This window comes from Kitasatospora sp. NPDC034035 (genome assembly GCF_055575755.1).
Genome location: NZ_JBVISA010000035.1, coordinates 1 through 20881 on the forward strand (window position 1 = coordinate 1; position 20881 = coordinate 20881).

Consider the following 20881-nt stretch of genomic DNA (forward strand, 5'->3'; position numbering starts at 1 on the left):
CATCAGGCCGTAGCCCGCCGAAGCCACTACCGGCGGCGACTCGCCAGCCCCTCAACCGGATAGATCACGAAGTCGCACTGGAGTACTAGTGCCGCTGGTCCGCGAGGCTTCAGGGCTCGACGAGCTGTCAGCAGTGCTCGGTCGCGAAGTGGCGGAACTGGGCTACGACTTCTCGGGGCTGAACACCTTCGGGCTCCGCGGTGACAACCGCAAGCAGGTGCGCTACTTGCTGGCCCGGATGACGGCCTTCGCTGAGGAAGGCACTCAGAACCCTGACCGCACCGCCGAGTACCTCGGCCTGGCTGGCTCCCGCCCCCACGAGATCGAGCACATCTGGGAGAACCACTACGAACGGCACAAGGAGGTAGGCAGCGAGGAACGGTTCCGGCAACAGCGCGACAGACTGGGCGCACTGCTACTCCTCCCGAAGTCGGACAACGCCAGCTACCGGGACGACGTCTACGAACGCAAGTTGGAGCACTACCAGCGACAGAACGTGCTGGCAGCCTCTCTGCATCCGGCGGTATACACGAGACACCCGCGCCTGCAACGCTTCCTCGACCTTCACGGTTTGGTCAAGCAGGTCCGCCCGTACCCGGAAACCTTTCCGCCCTCCGCGATCGGGGAGCGGCAGCAGCTGTACCGGCGCTTGTGTGAACTGATCTGGGAACCGACAGGCTTGGGGCTGACCATGCCCCAGGGTGTGGCCGAGGTCAGGCCTGCCACCAGGCGCGCGCACTACGGCATCTCACCGGCCCAGCTCATCGCCAGCGGTCTCCTGAAGGCGGGCATCACGCTCAGGGCGACGAACAAGGGCAACACCTACGAGGCTGTCCTCCTCGGCGACGGCCGAGTCCAGTTGGAGAACGGTGCTCCGTACGACAGCCTCTCCACCGCCGGTCAGATCGTACTCAATCGAGGCTCCTGCAACGGCTGGAAGCTGTGGCACGTAGAGACCGAATACGGTTGGGAAAGCCTGTTCAACGTGCGTCGGCAGGCGCTGGAGCGGGGGCTGCTGGAATAGCGCGTCCTTCGGCAATAGGAAGCGATGGTCGAGTGCCTGGCATCGTCAGCGTGCGGCTCCAGGCAACGCAGGTCAAACGCCTAGAAGTTCGCCGGAGTGACCAGCTCGGCGGCACACTCCCCGAGTACGAGGCCCGGCAACCGCGATGGTTGCCGGGCCTCGTGTACCTGTCAGTCAACGAGGTAGTGGGCTTCGATGTAGGCAACGGTGGAGTCATACGGTTCCCCCACCGGCTTCAGCATGTACCGGCGGAAGACCGCGGCCGTGGCGCGCCGGGCGCCTCGGTTGCGAGCGTCGGCGTTGTCCCATGACCGGGCGAGGGTGCGAGTGACCACCTGGTCGATCTCCTCGGCCAGGTTCCTCTCCGTGACTGTGAGGCCGGTCGGAGCGTGGTCGTGGATGATCCGCGATAGGACACCCACGTGGTCGTCGTCCAGCACGACGACGGCATTGTCAGGGTGCTTCTCGGCGTTGACGATGGCGCGGGCGATCCGGAGTGCTTCGGACAGGAACTCCAGAGCATCTTGGGAGTTCTGGATGATCCGGTCCCGCAGCTGCTTGATCCGCTCTGCGAGGGCGGTGTATTTCGCAGAGCCCGGTTCGACGCCCTTGTCGAGGGCGGCCTTGATGCGGTCCAGGATCTCCGCGGCGGACGGCGGCGTCTTGTCCTCTCCGTCCCCCTTGCCGGACCTAGGACGGACGAGGGCCAGCAGCTCCTTGAGTATGGCGATGCCTTGAGCATCCAGGACGAGGGCCTCCTCCTGAGAGGCAACCACAGTGAAGGAGTGGACGTGGGCATTGATGATCTCTAGGACCATGGGCCCCAGCTCGGCCAGCCGTTCCTTCCTCTCCTCGTCAGAGGACTTTTTGAACAGGGTCGTGTACACGGACCCGAACAGCCCGAAGCCCTCCCGGTACTTGGTGACCCGCTTGTCGGTGCTGATGAGCGGATACAGGTGCGCCAGGAGCCGGTAGTCCTTGGCGAACACCTCGGCGGCGCCAGGGTTGGCGGCCAGGAAGACGTTAATGGCTCGCACGGACTCGTATCCGTGGACAGCGAGGTCCAGACCATCCACGTCCACGAGAAGGTCTTCGATGCAGGCGAAGGTGATGCGGAACTCGCCGACCAGCACGTCCAGGTCGGTGACAAACCCGCCACCCCTCCCGGCCCCTTCCGAGGCGGGGTCGGCGACGGCCCGCTGGACCTCTTCGCCCAGGCTGATGTAGTCCACGACCACGCCCGAGGTCTTCACGAACCCGGTCGGGGAAACCCAGGTGCGGTTCGGGCGGGTGATCGTCTGGAACAAGTTGTGGGCCTTCAGCGGCTTGTCCAGGTAGAGGACGCCCTCGTTGGGGGCGTCGAACCCCGTCATCAGCTTCGCGGTGACCACCAGGAAGCACAGCGGGTCGTCCGGGGTGAGGAATCGCCGCTTTTGCTCCTCCTCTTCGGCTTCCGAGAGCTGGAATGCCCGCATGGCGGGGTCTTCGTTCTTGGCGTCCGAGACAGAGATGTTCACCTCGGCGGTGATCCGGTCATGCTTCCCAATCTCGGCGAGCACCTGTGACGCCTCGAAGCTGGCCATCAGCTCGTTGATCTTCTCCGTGTATGCCACGGCCAGCTCACGGTTGTAGGCGACAACCTGGGCCTTGAGGCCGTTGCGGTAGGCGCCAGCCAGGTAGTGGTCCACGATGTGCTGACAGACCGTGTGGATGCGGTCGGGGTTGGCGAACACGGAGGTGAGGCGCCCGAACTTTCGGGACAGGGCTTCGCGGTCGGGGTCGTCGAGGTCGAAGTCATCGGCGAACTGGTCGAACTCGGCCTGCAATTCCTGATCGTTGATCTCGAAGGACAGCGGGTGGGGGTACAGCATGACCGGGACGGTTGCCTCGTCCCGTAGAGACCGGGACACCGAGTACCGGTGCAGGACCCTGCCCGGGTCGGTCTCCTCGCCGAAGAGAGCGAAGGTGTCGGTGGCGAGGTTCCTGACGGGGGTGCCGGTCATGCCGAAGAACTTCGCGTGCGGCAACGCTGCGCGCATCTGCCCGGCCAGGGACTTCTCCTTGGCGGACTGTGTACGGTGTGCCTCGTCGACCAGCACGATGATGTTGCTCCGGGTCGACAGGTTCTTGCCGGCATCGGCGAACTTGTGGACGGTCGTGGAGATGACGCCGCGCACGTCGTCGGCCAGCAGGGAACGCAACTCCTGGCTAGTTGCGGGCTTGTGGAAGTAGGCGTTCCCCATCGCGGAGGTGAACACCCCGGAGGTCTGTCGGACGAGCTGAGTCCGGTCCGAGAGCAGGATGATCGTGGGTGACTCAGTGCGGGTGTCGGCCAGCAGCAGCGAGGCGGCGAACACCATCAGCAACGTCTTCCCGCTGCCTTGATGGTGCCAGATCAGTCCCTTCTGGCCGCCAGCTAGGACTCGCTCGTGGATCAGGTGGGCGGCTTCCATCTGCGGATAGCGGGGCAGGTACTTCTTGTCGACGCTGCCCCCGGAGGTATCGAACAGGGCGAAGTTCGCCAGCACGTCCAGGACGGTGACCGGGTTGAGTAGCAGCTCGACGGAGCGCTTCACGTCGTCCTGCCCGGACAGGTTCTCGTCGTCGGCAGTGGACCGGAACGGCTGCCACAGGTTCGTCGGCGTGCCGGCGGCACCGAACCGAATCTTCCGTCCGTCAGAAGCGACAGCGAAGACATTGGGGGTAAAGAACCACGGGTACTCGGCTGCGTACACGTTGTTGATCTCGTGGGCGGCGTCGATCCACCCGGACTCCGCGGTCGGGGACTTCACCTCGGCCACTACCAGTGGTAGACCGTTGACCCAGTACACAAGGTCGAACCGGCGGGAGGTCTTGCCGGGAATAGTTATGGTCACCTCGTCGGACACGACCAGCGTGTTGGCAGTCGGGTGTTCGAAGTCGATGATTTTCAGGGCGTGCCACACGCCGTCTGTGTCCCGGAACTCTTTACGCCCCCGCATCAGGTGCAGAACCTGCTCGTTGGCCCGTACCAGCCCGCCCTCGACGGCATTGACCGTCGCGGTGATCTCATCGACCACGCCGTCCACGTCAAACCCATTGATCACCCCAGGGTTCAACCTGACGATGGCATCCCGCAGCTCGGAGGCGACCACCGTCTGCGTCAGTTCACGCGGCAACGCCCGCCCCGCAGTGAACTCCCAGCCCATTGGGAGAGACCACTGGATCATTAAGTTCTGGAACTCGCGCTCCCGAATACCCTTCGCCACGGCTCAGACCTCCAGCTCTGCAGTCTCGATCTCGATGGTGCGATCCAGCAAGCCCGTGAGTAGGCCAGAACGTGTATTCCGAAGGCGCGCGGCCTCAGCACGTGCCGCATCAGCGTTCGAGCGAACGGACAGCACGGCGGAGGAAACCTCCCGTTGCCGGGCCAGGCCAGGAAGCGGGATCGGTGTCTCACGAATGCGATCCTGGCTGACGTTGACCATTGATGCGCTGGTGCCTGTAGCCGAACTCGCAAGGTGGGTCCGGGCCGACTTCAGCGCCATCACCACCACAAGGAAATCAGGGTCCAGGTTTGACGACGGGACGAGGCGAAGAGTCTTATCAGCGAGATAGAGGCCGTTCCGAACATCGGCGGGGACTCTCGCGACGGCCCCAACACGCAAAGGCGTGTTCGCTCGCGTGATGAGTACGTCGCCGGGCTGAACAAGCGCGGACTCAGGCATAGAGGTGCCAGGCAGAAGCGTCTTGGACTCCTCTGAGAGGAACCGGAAGGACGTGACCGCACTGACCTTCAACACGCCAGACTCGTCAGCGCCTGGGGGCCGCTTGTCTGCCTGGGGACTCCTCCCCCCTCGAATGTCATCGAGCATCGTTCCGAGCACCACGATTGGTTCGTTGGAAAGCATGTCTCCGGCGATGGCCATCGACACGCGCTCCAATGCCTCGGCCTCGGTGTCGAGTGCGGCAATCTGTTCGTCGACCGCGGCAATCACCTCAACAATCCGAACTTGGACAGGAAGCGGCGGCACGGGAACCATCCACGCCTCGAAGTCAGCTTCCTTCCATCGAGCACGTCCCTCAGAGCCCGCACGCAGGGAACCGATCCGCCGCAACACTTCCGTTCGCTGGAAATTGAGGCGCAGGAAACGCGCTTCTACTTCCTCGTCGTTCACTTCGTAGAGGGGGAACTCATTCGTCGCCAGGGCGCCGTCAAGCTCAGCAGAGACGACATCGAATGCGCCGTTCTGAGTGTCGATCCGGTTGAATGTGAAGTCTCCCTCTCGGGCCCGGTAGAGAGACTTGGCCTTAACTGTCTCAGTCGTTACGACACCCCTGTCGTAGGCGCCTTTGCCATACCACCGCACACCCATCGTGCGGTATTCGATTCCCCGTTCCAGGCGGACGATCTCACGCCGCTGACGCGCGATCTTCCCCGCAGGAACGTGCCGCCATTCACTCATCGAAGCCCTCGATTCCAGCACCAGCGAGAACAGCGAGCATGCGCTGTTCGGCCTTCTGCCGCTCAGCTCGAGCGAGGTTGTAGGCGTCGATGAGGGTGCCAAGGTCCTCCTGCTCAGCAGCAGCCTGCTTGATGTACCTGCCGATGTTGAGGTCGTACCCGCTCGCCACGATCTCCGTGGCGGTGACGAATCGCGCCGCTAGCCCGCCTGCGCCGTCGAGGTCTACTGGGTTACCCTCTGCGTCAAACTTCGAGTTGTAGGCGGTCACGACGTCGGCAATGTCGGCGTCGGCCAGGATGTTGCGGTTCTTGGCCTTGGTAAACCGCTTCGAGGCCTCAATGAATAGCACGCCGCCCTGCCGTTCCGAGGCCTTGGTGCCGGGCGCGCGGAACACCAGGATCGCCGTGGGGATGCTGGTGTTGTAGAAGAGGTTGGCAGGCAGGCCAATGACCGCTTCGAGCAGGTCCTCGTCCAGAACGCGCTGACGGATGGCCGCTTCCTGGCCGCCGCGGAAGAGAACGCCGTGCGGCAAGACCACGCCGGCTCGACCATTCCTCGGGTTCATGCTGGCAATCATGTGCTGCACGAACGCCCAGTCCGCCGACGACTGCGGGGCGACCCCGCCGAGGGCACGCGGGTCGCTGGTCCAGGGCTTCCACTTCAGACTGTAGGGCGGGTTGGCGAGGATCACGTCGAACTGCTCGACGGATCCGTCCGACTTCTTGAAGCGCGGCTCCTTCAGGGTGTCGCCAACCTCGACCTGGAACTGGGTGAGGTTGTGCATGAAGAGGTTCATGCGTGCCACGCCCGCAGTGTCCGGTACGGCCTCCTGCCCGTGCAGCCTGAGCGTGTAGCCACGCCCGCCGTGATCCTTCAGGAGGTTCGCAGAGGCAATGAGCATGCCGCCCGACCCACACGTCGGGTCGTACACTGACTCGAAGCCCTTGGGGTCCAGGACCTCGACGATCAGCTCGACGACCTCACGTGGGGTGAAGAACTGGCCGGCGCGGGTGCCGGACCCGTCCGAGAACCGCTTCAGCAAGTACTCGTACGCCCCACCGAGCACGTCGTAGGACATGTTGCCCTCGTGCATCTTCGGGGTGCGGTCCATTGCCTGCATGACCGCCGCCAACACCTCGCCTGACAGCACCTCTTCGGAGGCCCAGGTCATGGACCCGAAGATGCGGGAGAACTTGTCAGGGTTAGCCGTCTCAATTGCCTGCAGGGAGGCCCGGACCCGCTGGCCGAGGCCGGGCTGGGTGATGGTGCCGAGGATCGACGTCCAGGAGGCTCGCCGTTCTTGGACGGTGCCGGGGTGGATGAACGGAATATCGAACGACTGGTAGTCGCGGTACTCGATCTCGCGGGCCTCCTCGACGGAGAGACCGTCCAGGCCCTCGTTTTCAGCCAAGAACTCCTGGTGACGGTGCTCCCACGTGTCCGACAGGTACTTCCAGAACATCAGCGGAAAGACGACCGAGGAGTACTGCGCTTCGGGCATCGCCACGCGCAACTCGTCGGCGGCGTCCCACAACCGGCTCTCGATCTCCTGCTGGGTGACTGCCATCAGTCAGGGGTGTCCTTGCTCGTCAAAGGGCGGCGACCCGAAGGCCGTGGTGTTTCCGCCTGTCACCCAACTTCGAGCATGCTCGGCGTGTGCGCGCCGAGCATGTGCTGCTGGGTGGACCCAGGCGGGGTGTCGTAGTCCCTGTGCGGGCGACTCGCCAACGATATCCCTCCCCCAGGACAAGCAGGCGGCGCGGCCGACAACGGCCAGACGCCCCGCGTCTGGCTGCCGGCGAAGCACGCCCGACAGATCCCGCGCGACCTCGCCGGGACGGCATCCTCCGGCGAAGGAGCCAGGGCGATGCCAAAGCCGTGGTACCGCTCAGTCTGCTCCGGGGTGACCGCGGTCCGGACGAACTCCACCTCGGCACCGGCGAACGCGGTGACGCGCTCGCCGAGTGCGATGAGCATCCATCGACTACTCGGATCACGGTCGTCCTGAAACCACCGGCCAGGGGGTGAGCCACGATGGATACCTTGAAGTGGAATACATCATTCCTCATTTCGATTGATCTCTCCGTACGGTCGTGCAAAGGGGGCAGGTGTGGCCGATCTGAAGGTGTTCCGGCGGGGTGCCGATGGCCGAGATGTCGAGCTGCGGGGTTCGACGGTGGCGCGGGAGCGGGAGCTGCAGCAGCGGGTCGAGGGGGCGCTGGAGGCGATGCTGGGGGTGCGGTTCCTGGCGTCGGAGTACTCGACGGGGCCGTGGCACCAGGGGCGGATCGACACGCTGGGGCTGGACGAGGACGGCGTGCCGGTGGTCATCGAGTTCAAGCGCGGGCGCGATGCCGGGGTGATCACCCAGGCTGGGTCCTACCTGGTCTGGCTGCTGGCGCACCGGCACGAGTTCGAGGCGCTGGTGCGCAGACGGCTGGGCGCCGAGGTGGCGGAGTCGTTCCAGTGGCAGCGGCCTCGGGTGATCTGCGTGGCGGGCGAGTTCTCGCGTCATGACCGGGCGGCGGCGTCGCTGTACCAGCGAGATCACCGCCTTGACCTGGTGCGCTACCGGATCTTCGGGCCGGACCTGCTGACGCTGCAGCTGGTCGAGACCGTTCCGGGTTTCTCCGCCTCGGGTGCCGCGCCGGTGCCAACCGGTCCGGCCGACGAAGCGGGTGACGAGCCGGAGGTGGTCGTGGTGCCGGCGGGGCCCTCGCAGGTGGAGGTGCCGGAGTGCCTGCGGGTGCTGTACGGCGAGCTTGACGAGGCGCTGACCGCGGCGGGCGAGCTGGAGGTGGTGATGCTCAAGCACTACATCGCCTACAAGCGGCTGCTGAACGTCGCGTCGGTGGTCTTCCGCCCGTCGCCGTCGCATCAGGCGCTGCTGGTGTACCTGCGGCTGGACCCGGACACGGTGGAGCTGGAGGAGGGCTTCACCCGCGACGTCCGCGGCATCGGTCACCTGGGGACCGGTGACCTGGAGGTGCGGATCGCCTCCTCGGCGGACGTGGAGAAGGCGGTGCCATTGATCCGGCGGGCGGTCGAGGAGTCCTGACGGGGCGGGGAAGGGCGGCTGGAGTCTGGTGCTCCGGCCGCCCTTTCGCGTCTTCGGCCCCTTGGCCGGGTGGCGGTTCTCACGCTCACGCCTCCGGTCCGGCGAGGACGAGGTCGTCCTTGGTCAGCTCGGCACGCAGCCGCTGTTCGGCGACGTCGGCGTAGTGGGGCGAGAGTTCGGCACCGACGAATCGCCGGCCTTCGCGTAGGGCGGCGACGCCGGTGGAGCCGCTACCAGTGAACGGGTCGAGGACCGTGCCGCCTTCGGGGCAGATCCGGACGAGCTGCTGCATGATCTCCAGCGGCTTCTGGGTGATATGGACGCGGTCCTTGCGGGGCTGGCTGGCGATGAAGTGGCCAGGCAGGTAGAGGGCGCGGCTGTTGTCGAGGGTGCCCTTGACGCCCCAGATGATGAACTCGGCGCTCTGCTTGAAGCCGCCCTTGCGCGGGCGGCTGGCGGGCTTGATCCAGGGGATGGTGCCCTGCCACGTCCAACCCGCCATCTGCAGCGCGTCGCTCGTTGTCGGTTCCTGCCTCCAGTCGCTGAAGACCATGGCGACCGAGTGCTCGGTGCTCGCCCGGTACGCCTCGGTGAGCAGCTCGGTGAGCCAGGAGCGGTAGGAGCGCTGGTCGCGGTTCTCGCCGGGGAAGGTCTGGAGGTCGTGGGCGGAGCCGGTCTGCACGTACTTGGCGCGGGCGTCGCGGCTGGTGCGCTCGGAGCTGGTACGCCCGCCGCTGTTGTACGGCGGGTCGGTGATGACGGCGTTCACGGACTCGTCCGGGAGGGTCTTCAGCACGGTGAGGGCGTCGCCTCGGTGCAGCTTGTAGCTCATGGGGTCTTCCTTCGGGGCATGGCGCTTGGGCCCGCTCCGGGCGGCGCCGGACGGCAGCCGTCGGCAGCGGGGATGCCGAGGAAGGTAGCCGCGATCGGCGGCCGTACCTAACGGGCGTTGGTGGGGGTTCCGGGCCTGGTCTGGGTCGTTTGGTGCGGCTGACTTTCGCGTCTACTGTCTCGCCATGCCGACCGGGCAGCAGGCCAAACGGCCCTGGCCCGGGGCGTGTTGATCCGTGCTGCCCTGTGCTCGCGGAGCCACGCGGGCAGCATCTCCCCTTCCCCCGATCCCGAGGAGCGCCGTCGTGTTCCGGCTGAGATTACGAGCGCGGCTGGCTGCCGCGCGTGACCCGAGACCGGCGTCCTGGAGCTACCAACTCCCTTGACCCGGGAGCGCCCTGAACGAGGGCGGTTTCACCACCGGCGCGGTGCCGGCGACTTCTTCGCACGAGAGGCCGGCACCGCGTTCTCCTACGAACCCCCGAGGAGCCGCTGCGATGCAGCATGCCCTGGCACACCCGTGCCCTCATCCAACTACGCCACCCGGTCTGCCGCTGCCCGGTGACCGGGAGCCGTCATGAAGAAGACGGTCGGCGCGCTCGTCGGCGTCGTCGCGTGCGGTCCGCTGGTGCTGGCCCTGCCCGTCGCGATCGTCGGCGCGGGCAACGCCTCGGCCGCCACGTCCAGTTCCTGCCCTCCCGGCGGAAATTCACAGGGTGTGGATTCCTCGGCGGTGGCGGCGCAGGTCGAGGCGATCCTCAAGGGCTCCAGTCCGCTGTCGGCTCCGGCCGTGGCCGGGCTGAGCAAGCCGTCCGAGCAGATCCCCAACGCAAAGACAATCCAGGCCACCGGGGTCGCGATGCACATCCCGGTGCGCGGGCAGGTCGTCGCTCTGGCAACGGCGGTGCAGGAGAGCGAGCTTCGCAACGTCAACGGCGGGGACCGGGACTCGCTGGGCCTGTTCCAGCAGCGGCCGAGCCAGGGCTGGGGCACGCCGGAGCAGATCATGCAGCCGGTGTACGCCTCGACGAAGTTCTACGAGGCGCTGCAGAAGGTCAGCGGCTGGGGGTCGATGACCGTCACCCAGGCCGCCCAGGCGGTGCAGCGCTCCGGCTTCCCCGACGCCTACGCCAAGTGGCAGCCGCTGGCGGAGGCACTCCAGAAAGCCCTCGCGCCGCTGCTCGCCCCTGCCTCCGACACCTCGCCCACGCCGAACCCGACACCGGCACCGACCCCAACGGCCGGCGCGAGCGACAGCCCGACCGCGGGTGGCGGCTGCGGGACGCCCACGGCAGGCGGCGACGGCAGCGACTTCGGCACGATCCCCGCCGGCTCGCTGCCAGGCGGCTACACGATCCCGGCCGACGCACCGCAGCCTGTGCAGGCTGCCATCCGGTGGGCGCTCGGCCAACTCGGCACCGCTTACCAGTGGGGCGGCACCTGCGCCAACTCCCATGGCGCGGACCCGATGGGCAGGTGTGATTGCTCCTCGCTGATGCAGGTGGCGTACCGGTCGGCCGGCGTCTCGCTGGAGCGGACCACGTACGACCAGGTCAAGCAGGGCACCGCCGCCTCGCCGGACTCGCTCAAGCCGGGCGACCTGCTGTTCACGCGGGGCAGTGCCGCCGTGCCGGAGCACGTCGGGATGTTCATCGGCAGCGGGCTGATCGTGCACGCGCCGAAGACCGGTGACGTGGTCACGATCTCGACCCTGGCCTCGTGGCGGCCGGAGATCCTCGCGGTCCGCCGGGTCGTCTGACGCGCACCCTCGCCTCCCCTCTCCCTCCCCCTTCTTCTTCGGGCTGCCTTCGCGCGCCCTGAATTGCTCTGGAGCTTCCCTTGTATCTCGCGGACGCAGTCGTACAGCTCGCCTACGATCCCGGCATCGCCCCCGCCGAGGGCGGTCTGCCCGGCCTTTCGGTCCTCAAGCAGGTGATGGGCAGCCTGAATCTGTTCGGGATCGTGGCGGTCGTCGGAGCCCTCGCGGTCAGCGCCGGGGTGTGGGCGTGGGGCCACCACTCCGGCGGCCACCAGGCCGAGGCCAACGGCAAGAAGGGCGTCCTCGTCAGCGCGGGCGCCGCCCTGCTGCTGGGCGCCGCAAACGGGGTCGTCAGCTTCTTCTCCGGACTCGGCGGCCAGATCAAGTGACGCAGAAACGTTCCCTCAACCGCCCTGCCCGTTCTGGGGACTTCGGCGGCCCGGTGGTGCGCCGCCGGGCGCTGCTGGGCTCGATCGTCCTGATGCTGCTCATCACCTGCGCCGGCCTTCTCGCCTACCTCACCCGGGACGGCCGTGACGCCGCCAACCCGGCTTCCATGGCTGCGAGTTCGCCCGTAGCCTCCGGCGCGGTGGCCTCGGCGACGCCGGGCGGGCATCCGAAAGCGCTGGCGGGTCCGCCCTCGACGCACGATCCGATCGCGTTCGCGAAGGCGGCGGCGGTGGCGCTGTGGTCGTACGACACCCGCTCGTCCTCGCAGCCGGAGCTGGTGGCCTCCCTCCACCGGTGGCTGACCAGCGAGGGGCAGTACGTCGACGCCGACTCGGTCGATCGCCTGGTGCCCTCGCCGGTGTTGTGGGGGCGGATGGCCGACTCCGGGCAGTTCGCCACCGCGACCGCGGACGAGGCGCACTTCCCGGACCGGTTCACCAGGGCGCTGCAGGCGGATCCGGGGGCGATCACGCAGGCGTACGTCTACGCCGTGACCGTCTCCGGGAAGCAGTCGCTCTCCTGGAACGGCGCCCCGGCCGGTGGTGCCGAGGACCGTTCGGCCACCCTCGCCGTGCAGTGCCGTCCTGACCGCCCGTGTGCTCTGGCCGGTGTGCTGCCGGCCGTGGCGCCCTGACCTGGGAGTTCCTCGTGGATATCTGCAACCTCCCGATGGTCGCCCAGGTCTGCAACGTCGTCGACGGCATCAACTTCGTCAGCGACCCGGGCAAGTCGATCACCGATGGCATCGGCGCGTGGATCGCCAAGAGCATGGGCGAGCTGGCGGCCAGCGCCGTCGACCTGTGCGCGAAGGCAGTCGACGAGACCACGGCCATCGACCTGTCGGCGCCGTGGTTCCGGGACAACTACCAGTTGATCCTGCCGATCGGGCTGATCCTGACCGTGGGCACGTTCTGCGCGCAGCTGGTCCTGGCCGCCTGGCGGCGGGACGAGCGGGCGCTGGCCAAGGCCGGCTGGGGCACGATGACCGGCGTCCTGTTCGCCTTCGGCGCGATCAGCTTCACCGCCGTCGCGGTCACCGTGGTCGACGCCTTGTCGGCCGGACTGTTCCAAGCCGCGCACACCAGCGTGGCCGACGCGGTCAGGCGCATGATCAAGGTGTCGCAGTTCGGCGCCATGTTCCCCCTCGGCTGGGCAATCCCCGCCCTGGTCGCGGTCGGCAGCGCGATCGGCGCGTTCCTCTACTGGGGCGTGATGGTCGCTCGCAAGGTCGGCGTGCTGATCCTGGTGGCGCTCGCCGCCTTCGCCGGTGCCGGCGGCGGCTGGGAGGTCGCCCAGCGGTGGCGGCGCGGCTGGATCGAGGCCACCGCCACCCTGATCGTCTCCAAGCTGCTGATGACGGTGGTCTTCCTCGTCGGCGTCTCCGCGCTCGGCAAGACGGACGCCAAGGACGGCATGGCCGCCCTGTCCGACGCCCTGGCAGGTGTCGTGATCATGGTGATGGTGCTGCTGTGCCCGTACGCCGTCTACAAGTTCGTCCACTGGGCGACGGACGGCAGCGGCCACGACGACACGCACCGCACCGGCATGGCCGGCATGGCGGTCGCGGCCGGGGCGGCGAAGACCGCCGGTTCCCTGGCCATGCAGATGAGCACCGGCGTCCCGGCGCCGCAGGGCCCGGCCCAGGTCCCGGGCATGAGCGGGGGCGGTACCGCCTCCGGCATCGACCCGACCGGCCGGATCAGCAAGGAAGGCATCGACGCCGGCCCCGCGCAGCAGCCGACGAAGTTCCGCTTCGGCGAGGACACGAACGCCGGCGGCGACCGCGGACGCGCCCTGGTCACCCGGCCCGGCCTGCCGGCCCTGGTCACCCGGGCCTCGCCCGGGGAAGGTGACGGGCAGCCGCAGTCCGGCGGCGGCCACGAGTCCCCGGCCGCACCGCCCCTCCAGGACGCTGTCGCGACGGGCACGGTCCCAGCGTCCGGAACCGCCGTGCCCCAGGCCGCGAGCCCGCCCACGCCCGGGGCCTCCGCACCGGCACCTGGAGGCCAGGCCGCCCCGGCACCGTCCCCTGCCGGAGCACCCGCTCCGGAGCCAGGCCGGTTCGTCTTCCCGAACCGGCCCACCCAGCCCGGTTCCTGACCAGAGCCCCGTAACCCGGGGTGGGCGGCAGCCCACCGCCCACCCCGGGCCCCGCCCCCGAGCCCCCGGAAGGAGAACCCGCGATGACGTCCAGAAGAGCGCCGCGCCCCGCCCACCGCCCGCACGCTCACCCCTTCTGGAACACCAATGCCCTCCTCGACACCCGACGCCACCCCTGCGTCCGTCAAGTTCCCCCACCGCAGCCGCCGAGGCGTGCTGCTCGGCCTGAGCGCCCCGCAGCTGACCACCTGCGCCGCCACCGGCCTGCTGCTGCTCGCCGTGCTCATCACCCGGGGCGTCACCGGCGCCCTGCAGCTCATACCCCTGTGGGCGGGAGTCGCCGCCCTGGTATTCATCCGCTACCGGGGCCGCACCCTCGCCGACTGGGCACCCATCGCCGCCCGCTACGGCCTGCGGCGCCTGCACGGACAGCTGATCTGGCTCGCCCGTCCCTCCTCCCGCCCGGTGCGCGAGGGCCTGCTCCACCTGCCCGGCAGCGCGGCCAGCCTGCGCGTGGTCACCGCTCCCGATGGCCGCCACGGCGCCGTCCACGACCCGCACGCCGGCACCCTCACCGCGATCGTCAAGGTCTCCTCCCGCGCCTACGCCCTCCTCGACCCCGGCACCCAGAACGCCAACGTCAGCGGGTGGGGACGTTCCCTGGCGGCGCTCGCCCGCACCGGCCAGGTCGCCCGCATCCAGGTCATCGAGCGCACCGTCCCCGACACCGGCGACGCGCTGCGCCGGTACTGGGAGGAGCACGGCCGCCCCGACACCCCGCTCGCCGGTGAGCTGTACGAAGAGCTGATCCGCGGCGCCGGTCCGGCCGCCGCCCCGCACGAGGCGTACGTCGCCATCGCCCTGGACTTCAAGGGCGCGCGGCGGCTGATCAACCAGGCCGGAGGCGGCCTGACAGGCGCCTTCGCCGTCCTGGCCCAGCTCACCTCCGCGTTCGAGCAGTCCGCCCGCACCGCCGGCCTCACCCCGGCCGGCTGGCTGTCCGCGGGCGAGATCGCGGCCGTCGCCCGCACCGCCTACCACCCGAAGTCCCGTGCGGCGCTGGACCGCTGGTCCGAGGACGGGCGTCCGTCCGCCGACCCGGGCGCCGCCGGACCGGTCGTCGTGGTGGAGAAGGCCGACCACATCTCCACCGACTCCGCCCACCACACCACCTACTGGGTGGAGAACTGGCCCAGGACGCAGGTCAACCCGGGCTTCCTGCACCAGGTCATGTTCGCCTCCGGCGTGCGCCGCACCGTCTCCCTCGCGTACGAGCCGCAGGACCTCGACTCGGCGCTGCGCGACGTGCGCCGCAAGAAGGCCAGCGTGATCGCCGACTCCGCCGAGCGCGCCCGCAAGGGCCAGGTCTCCAGCGAGGCCGACTCCGTGGAGTACCAGGACATCCAGGACCGCGAACGCCAGCTGATCGCCGGCCACGCCGACGTCGCCCTCACCGGCCTGCTGACCGTCTCCGCCGACACCGAGGACGAACTGCGCTCCGCCTGCGCCGTGGTGGAGACCGCCGCCGTGGGTGCCCAGCTCGACCTGCGCCCGCTCACCTGGCAGCAGGCCGAGGCGTTCACCGCCGCCGCGCTGCCGTTCGCCCTCGCCGCGTGATGCCGGCCCTCCCGCCTTCCGAAAGAGCACCCGATGCCGGCCACCACCCCCGTCGCACAGGACTTCGTCCCCTACGCGACCGCCGCGATCGACTTCCACCGCGCGCTCAACCTCCCCAACGGCCCGCTGGTCGCCTCCCGCGCCGAACTCGACTCGCTCCACGAGCATCTGGTCGCGCTGCACGGCCTCCTCGACGCCCACGCCCAGCGCACCTTCCCGCTGCTGCCGGCCGAGGGCGACCACCTCAAGGCCGCGCGCACCCGCCTGTGGCAGGCCGCCGACCACCTCCACGCCGCCTACCACGCCTCGCCCCGGCCCGGCAGCGGCGAGGTCCCCGGCCCCGACGCCTGCCGCGCCCGACTGCCCGAAGGCGCGCCGGAGCTGACCATCTGCCGCCGCCACCAGGAGACCGCGCAGCTGGTGCGCCGCCGCACCACCCCCGCCGACCTGCACGCCCCGTTCACCGGCCTCGTCCGCCGCTGACCCTGCACCCCGGAATCCGTGATCATGCCCAGGAACCGCGCCACCGCCAGCCCCCTGTTCGTTCCGAACAAGAGCACCCGCGCCCAACAGCGCGCGGCCCGAGCCGAGTTCGCCCAGGCCCGCACCAAGGCCCGCCGCGCGCAGCCCGCCGCCGAACGCCCCCGAAACAGCGGACCCGACGCGGACCTGCAGCCCGTCTACCCGGCTGCCGGCCGACCGGGTCCTGCCTCCGCCCGCGGCGGCAAGCTCCGTCTGCCCAAGCACCGCCTGACCACCGCCGTCGCAGGCGGCGCCTACCCCTTCCTTGCGGAAGCCGGCCTCGGAGCCGAGGGGATCTTCATCGGCCGAGACCTCCACGCCGAGGGCAGCTTCTGCTACGACCCCTTCACCCTCTACAACTCCGGCCGGATAGAAGGGTTCACGAACCCGAACGCGATCCTGTGCGGCGTCATCGGCATGGGCAAGAGCGCGCTCGCCAAGTCGATTGCCACCCGCGCCATCGCCCACGGCTACAAGATCTACGTGCCGAGCGACCCGAAGGGTGAGTGGTCGGGGCTGGCCGAGGCGCTCGGCGGCCAGACCATCGCCCTGGGCCCCGGCCTCCCCGGAAGGCTGAACCCGCTGGACGCCCCGCAGCGCCCTGAGGGGGTGAACGAGGAGGACTGGAGCGGCGAGGTCCGCAAGCGCCGCCTGCTCCTGCTGGCCAGCCTCGCGGCCACCGTGCTCAAGCGCGACCTGCTGCCGATGGAGCACACCGGCCTCGACGTCGCGCTCGACCTGGTCGTCGCCGACACCGACGCTGCCGGCACCGTGCCACTGCTCGGCGACATCGCCCACATCCTCGGCCGCCCCGACCGCCTCGACGCCGCCCTCGGCGGCCAGGCCGGAAGCCTCGGCCACGCCACCGACGACCTCGCCCACGCCCTGCGCCGCCTGGTCCACGGCGATCTCAGCGGGATGTTCGACGCACCGTCCACCGTCGTCTTCGACGCGAACGCGCCGATGCTCTCCATCGACCTGTCCCGACTCGGCAGCAGCGGCGACGACACCGCCCTCGTCCTCGCGATGACCTGCGCGAGCGCCTGGATGGAGGCAGCCCTCGCAGACCCATCCGGCGGCAGGCGATGGGTGATCTACGACGAGGCGTGGCGAATCATGCGCCACGTCGGCCTGCTGGAACGCATGCAGCAGCAGTGGAAGCTCAGCCGCGGCCTGGGCATCGCCAACCTGCTGATCCTGCACCGGCTTTCCGACCTGCTGTCTGCGGGCGACGCCGGATCGCGCGGGCGAGTTCTCGCCGAGGGCCTCCTGGGCGACTGCAGCACAAGGATCATCTACCGCCAGGAATCGGACCAGATCCCCGCAGCCATGGCCCTGCTCGGCCTCACCGGCGTAGAAGCCCAGGCCATCGCCGCCCTCACCCGCGGCCGGGGCCTGTGGAAGGTCGCCTCGCTCTCCTTCATCGTCCAGCACCTCCTCCACAGCAGGGAGAAGCAGCTGTACGACACCGACTTCCGCATGGCCGCATGACCTGCATACGGCAGAAATCCTGAACTCACGGGTTCCGCCACGGACAACTCACGCCTCACACCGGACAGCAAGGAGCGGGTCCCCGTCGTCCTCGTCCGCAGCGGGCCGCCTCCCCGGCCTTGCGGCGCGCGCAATGCGTGCTGCCCGGCGCGGCTGACGTGAGCTCTAGCAGCAGAGCCCGGCCGGGCCAAACTCCCGATTCTCCGCATCATCAGCTCCGCCCGAAGCCGTCCCCACCGCCCCGGTCGCCCCTGTCCGAACCAGCGAAGCGGAACCCACCGTGCCTGCCACCGAACCCACCCAGCTTCCCGACGTCGCCATCGGCCACCACCCGAGCTACGGCATCGTCGCCTCCCTGCCCGCCCAGAACCCGGCCGCTCAGTGGATGCTGGAACGCCTCGACTTCGAGCGCCTCCCCGGCAACCCGCGCCTGTACACGCTCACAGAGCAGCACTGCGAAGCCCCCGAGCGCGCCGCCTGGGCCGCCAAGCTCCTCACCGGCGCTGGCTACCGCGTCGACACCGACATGTCCCTGGCTCCCGAGAAGACCAATGGCCAGGAACGGGTCCAAGCTCGACAGGCGCGCGCCATACCGGAGGTCCCCGGGCCGCAGCGTGCACCCGTGCAGGACGCCGGCCCGGATGTCGCCATCGCCGAGCACCCGAGCCTGGGCATCGTCGCCGCCGTCAACGACGACCTGACCTTCAACCCGGGCATCTTCCTGGACACCGATGGCTGGCGCTACCACCGGGAACTGGACGTCTACCTCCCCCCGGCCGGCACCCGGGAGGAGTCCCTCGACGTGGTGGCCCACACCGTCACGGGACTGCGGCGCGGTCACTTCCAGGTCGCCATGCAGCCCCAGCTCGCCGAGGACGTCGCCGCTCACCGCACGGCGGTCCGGCAGGCGTTTACCACGCACAAGTTCCGCGTCGACGAGGCCGCGCTCAAGGCACCCGCCACCGAGTCGACCGCCATCGCGGCGAGCCCCCCGCCCGCGCCGGTCGACCCGCGCATCGCCTTCGCCCGCACCCGCTGACCGTCCCCACCCCACCCTTCAAGGAGCAGAGCGCATGGCCGTGAAGAAGGTCTGGCAGATCACCCACTCGTGCGGGCACGAGGCCGAACGCGACCTCGGCAACCGTCCGGCCGACCGCCGGGCCGGCTTCGCCGAGTGGCTGGCCAAGCAGGAGTGCACCGACTGCTGGCGCGCGGCGAAGGCCGGTCACGAGGCCGAGAAGACAGCGTGGCTGGAGGCCAAGCGGGCCACGGAGCAGGCCGAGTCCGACGACTGGTCCAAGCAGTACCGCATGCCGCCGCTGGAGGGCACCGAGAAGGGCATCGCCTGGGGCATGCGGTGCCGCCACCAGGTCCTCGCCGCTGCCTACACCGCGCTCGTCCTCGACGCCGGCATGGCGGAACCCGAGTGGGAGTTGATCGAGGACCAGGCCCGAACGGTCACCCGCGCCGGCTGGTGGATCGACCAGCGCGCCTGCGAACCAGGCGACCTGCCCGAGTTGCTGGAGGCGGCCGTCGATACCGACCGGCCGACTGAGAACCCCTTCGTCTGACCTGCCAGCGCCCCGCCCTCCGTCCGCTCGCACCCTCCTGGACTCCCTCTTGCCTGCCCCGCGCACCGGCGCGCCGTCGACCACCACCGGTACGGACGCGCTCCTCTATCTCCTGTTCGCCGTCGTCGGCGTAGCCCTCGCCTTCGGCTCACTCGCCTGGCTGACCGGCAACTTCACCAATTGCCTCGTAGGGTCCGGCCCTTGGGTGCCGTTCCATGCCACCGAGGCCCTCCTTCACCCCGACCGGCTGTGGCCCCACCTGGAGCCGGTCGCCGTCCTGGCCGGCACCCGCATCGTTCCCGGCGCGCTCACCCTCGCGCTCGCCGGCACCGCGCTCATCCTGTGGCTGCGCCACCGCTCCGGGACGAGGAGCGGCATGGCCCGGTCTGCGGACATCGCGCCGCTGCTGAACAAGGAGGTCACCGCCAAGGCCCGCAGCCTGCGCCCGAGTCTGAGGGATGTCAAGGACATCGCCCCGGCCGACCGCGGCATCCCCATCGGCACGCTCTCCCCGGGTAAGGCCGAGGTCCGGGCCTCGTGGGAGGACGTGATGGTCGCCATCATGGCGCCCCGCTCCGGCAAGACGAGCGGCATCGCGATCCCCGCAATCTTGGCAGCCCCCGGACCTGTCCTGTTGACGTCGAACAAGGCCGCCAATGACGCCTTTACGGCGTGTGTCGACGCCCGTGCGAAGGTCGGCAAGGTCTGGACGCTCGACCCCCAGCAAATCGCGCACCACCCGCGCGAGATGTGGTGGGACATCCTCGCCGACGCCCGCGACCTGGCCGGTGCCAAGCGCCTGGCCGGGCACTTCGTCACCGCGAGCGTGGACGAGTCCAGCGGCTCCGACTTCTGGTCGACCGCGGCGAGCAACACCCTCGGGTCTCTCTTCCTGGCGGCGGCGAGCCACCGCCGCCCGATCACCGACGTGCTGGCCTGGCTCGCCTCCCCCTCCGATCGCACCCCCGTAGACCTGCTCACCGACGCCGGCCACCACGCGGTCGCCGCCCAGCTCCAGGGCACCGTCACCGGCGCCACCGAGACCAGGGATGGCATCTACGAGACGGCGCGCCAGTACGCGAGCTGCCTGCTCGACCCGGACATCGCCGCCTGGGTCACCCCCACGCCCGACCTTGCGGAGTTCAAGCCGTTCGACTTCGCCTCCTCCCGCGACACGCTGTTCCTGCTCAGCAAGGACGGCGGCGGCAGCGCATCGGCGATCATCGCCGCTGCGACCGACGCGGTGATGCGCGCGGCCGTCATCGTCGCCGAACGATCCGGCGGCCGGCTCGACCCGCCCGCGCTCTGCGTCCTCGACGAGGCCGCGAACGTCTGCCGCATCAGCGACCTGCCGGACCTGTACTCCCACCTCGGCAGCCGGGGCGTCATCCCGATCACCATCCTGCAGAGCTACCGGCAGGGTCAGCGCTGCTGGGGAGAAGCCGGAATGGACGCGCTGTGGTCCGCGGCGACCGTCAAGGTCATCGGCTCGGGTATCGACGACGCCGACTTCGCGGACAAGCTGTCTCGGCAGATCGGCGAGCACGACGTGCAGACCGTCTCCGTGTCCGACTCCGGCAGCGGCAAGTCGATGTCGGTGTCGATGCGCACCGAGCGCATCCTGCCGCCCGACGAGATCCGCGCCCTGCCCAAGGGCAAGATCCTGCTCTTCGCGACCGGCATGCGGGTGGCGATGCTCAACATCAAGCCCTGGTACAAGGAGCGCTCCGCCGAGGAGATCGGCCCGGCCTCCGCCCGCGCCACCCAGGCCATCACCGAGCGCGCCCTCGCCAAGAGCACCACCGGTCGCGACGACTTCACCCTCTCCGCCTGACCGCCCCACCCGGCGGCGCCGACCAGGAGTCCGCCCTTCCTCGGCCAACGCCGCCACGGCCACTTCCCCTCCTCTGCTCCAACCGGGTATGCCACGCCCACCCGCCCACGCCAAGGCCCCGTCCGCAACCACAACGACCTCCACCGCCCTGAGAGTTATCTCCCTGGCGCAGGGGGTTC

At 69.2% G+C, this 20881-nt stretch carries 16 protein-coding genes; 12 read left to right on the forward strand and 4 right to left on the reverse strand.

All coding sequences use genetic code 11. From position 1 onward, the window contains the following. Positions 1-88: 88 nt before the first annotated feature. On the forward strand, positions 89-1024 hold the full coding sequence (locus ACZ52J_RS34770) for a restriction system modified-DNA reader domain-containing protein (RefSeq protein ID WP_465624516.1): 936 nt from the start codon (positions 89-91) through the stop codon (positions 1022-1024). Between the two features lie 170 nt (positions 1025-1194). Here the strand turns inward: ACZ52J_RS34770 and ACZ52J_RS34775 are convergent, their stop codons facing one another. Genes ACZ52J_RS34775 through ACZ52J_RS34785 form a run of 3 tightly spaced genes read right to left on the reverse strand, consistent with a single transcriptional unit; the run spans position 1195 to position 7036 of the window. After that, positions 1195-4272, reverse strand: a complete 3078-nt coding sequence (locus ACZ52J_RS34775) for a type I restriction endonuclease subunit R (RefSeq protein WP_360252386.1) — start codon at positions 4270-4272, stop codon at positions 1195-1197. 3 nt (positions 4273-4275) lie between these two features. Then, a complete protein-coding gene (locus tag ACZ52J_RS34780; protein WP_360252389.1) occupies positions 4276-5469 on the reverse strand; it encodes a restriction endonuclease subunit S in 1194 nt (397 codons plus the stop codon). Then, positions 5462-7036 (reverse strand): type I restriction-modification system subunit M, encoded by a 1575-nt coding sequence (locus ACZ52J_RS34785; protein ID WP_360252392.1) that lies wholly within the window; start codon positions 7034-7036, stop codon positions 5462-5464. The genes ACZ52J_RS34780 and ACZ52J_RS34785 overlap by 8 nt, the downstream gene beginning before the upstream one ends. 543 nt (positions 7037-7579) lie before the next feature. Here ACZ52J_RS34785 and ACZ52J_RS34790 point away from each other — a divergent pair. Beyond that, complete coding sequence (locus ACZ52J_RS34790) at positions 7580-8527, forward strand: DUF5655 domain-containing protein (protein ID WP_360252395.1); 948 nt, start codon at positions 7580-7582, stop codon at positions 8525-8527. Between the two features lie 85 nt (positions 8528-8612). Here the strand turns inward: ACZ52J_RS34790 and ACZ52J_RS34795 are convergent, their stop codons facing one another. Further along, on the reverse strand, positions 8613-9359 hold the full coding sequence (locus ACZ52J_RS34795; protein WP_360252398.1) for a DNA-methyltransferase: 747 nt from the start codon (positions 9357-9359) through the stop codon (positions 8613-8615). A gap of 576 nt (positions 9360-9935) precedes the next feature. On the opposite strand from ACZ52J_RS34795, the gene ACZ52J_RS34800 reads away from it, so the two are divergent. The 10 genes from ACZ52J_RS34800 (at position 9936) to ACZ52J_RS34845 (ending at position 20702) form a co-directional block, all read left to right on the forward strand. Then, positions 9936-11117: a C40 family peptidase gene (locus ACZ52J_RS34800; RefSeq protein ID WP_465624520.1), complete on the forward strand. Its 1182-nt coding sequence runs from the start codon at positions 9936-9938 to the stop codon at positions 11115-11117. 80 nt (positions 11118-11197) lie between these two features. Next, complete coding sequence (locus tag ACZ52J_RS34805; protein WP_188308008.1) at positions 11198-11506, forward strand: DUF6112 family protein; 309 nt, start codon at positions 11198-11200, stop codon at positions 11504-11506. A gap of 92 nt (positions 11507-11598) precedes the next feature. After that, positions 11599-12201, forward strand: coding sequence for a hypothetical protein (locus ACZ52J_RS34810; protein WP_465624580.1), 603 nt, complete (start codon positions 11599-11601; stop codon positions 12199-12201). 14 nt (positions 12202-12215) lie between these two features. Then, entirely contained in the window at positions 12216-13667 is a 1452-nt protein-coding gene (locus ACZ52J_RS34815) for an SCO6881 family protein (RefSeq protein ID WP_465624522.1), read from the forward strand. A gap of 147 nt (positions 13668-13814) precedes the next feature. Continuing rightward, the gene (locus ACZ52J_RS34820) at positions 13815-15284 is read left to right on the forward strand and encodes an SCO6880 family protein (RefSeq protein ID WP_465624524.1); all 1470 of its coding nucleotides are present in this window, start codon (positions 13815-13817) and stop codon (positions 15282-15284) included. A gap of 33 nt (positions 15285-15317) precedes the next feature. Continuing rightward, positions 15318-15767, forward strand: a complete 450-nt coding sequence (locus ACZ52J_RS34825; RefSeq protein ID WP_360269084.1) for a DUF6238 family protein — start codon at positions 15318-15320, stop codon at positions 15765-15767. Positions 15768-15791: 24 nt separating this feature from the next. After that, on the forward strand, positions 15792-17297 hold the full coding sequence (locus ACZ52J_RS34830; protein WP_360269087.1) for an ATP-binding protein: 1506 nt from the start codon (positions 15792-15794) through the stop codon (positions 17295-17297). A gap of 280 nt (positions 17298-17577) precedes the next feature. Further along, positions 17578-18336, forward strand: coding sequence for a hypothetical protein (locus ACZ52J_RS34835; protein ID WP_465624527.1), 759 nt, complete (start codon positions 17578-17580; stop codon positions 18334-18336). Between the two features lie 34 nt (positions 18337-18370). Further along, complete coding sequence (locus ACZ52J_RS34840) at positions 18371-18868, forward strand: hypothetical protein (protein ID WP_465624528.1); 498 nt, start codon at positions 18371-18373, stop codon at positions 18866-18868. Positions 18869-18917: 49 nt separating this feature from the next. Beyond that, positions 18918-20702 (forward strand): type IV secretory system conjugative DNA transfer family protein, encoded by a 1785-nt coding sequence (locus ACZ52J_RS34845; RefSeq protein ID WP_465624530.1) that lies wholly within the window; start codon positions 18918-18920, stop codon positions 20700-20702. Positions 20703-20881: the final 179 nt, after the last annotated feature.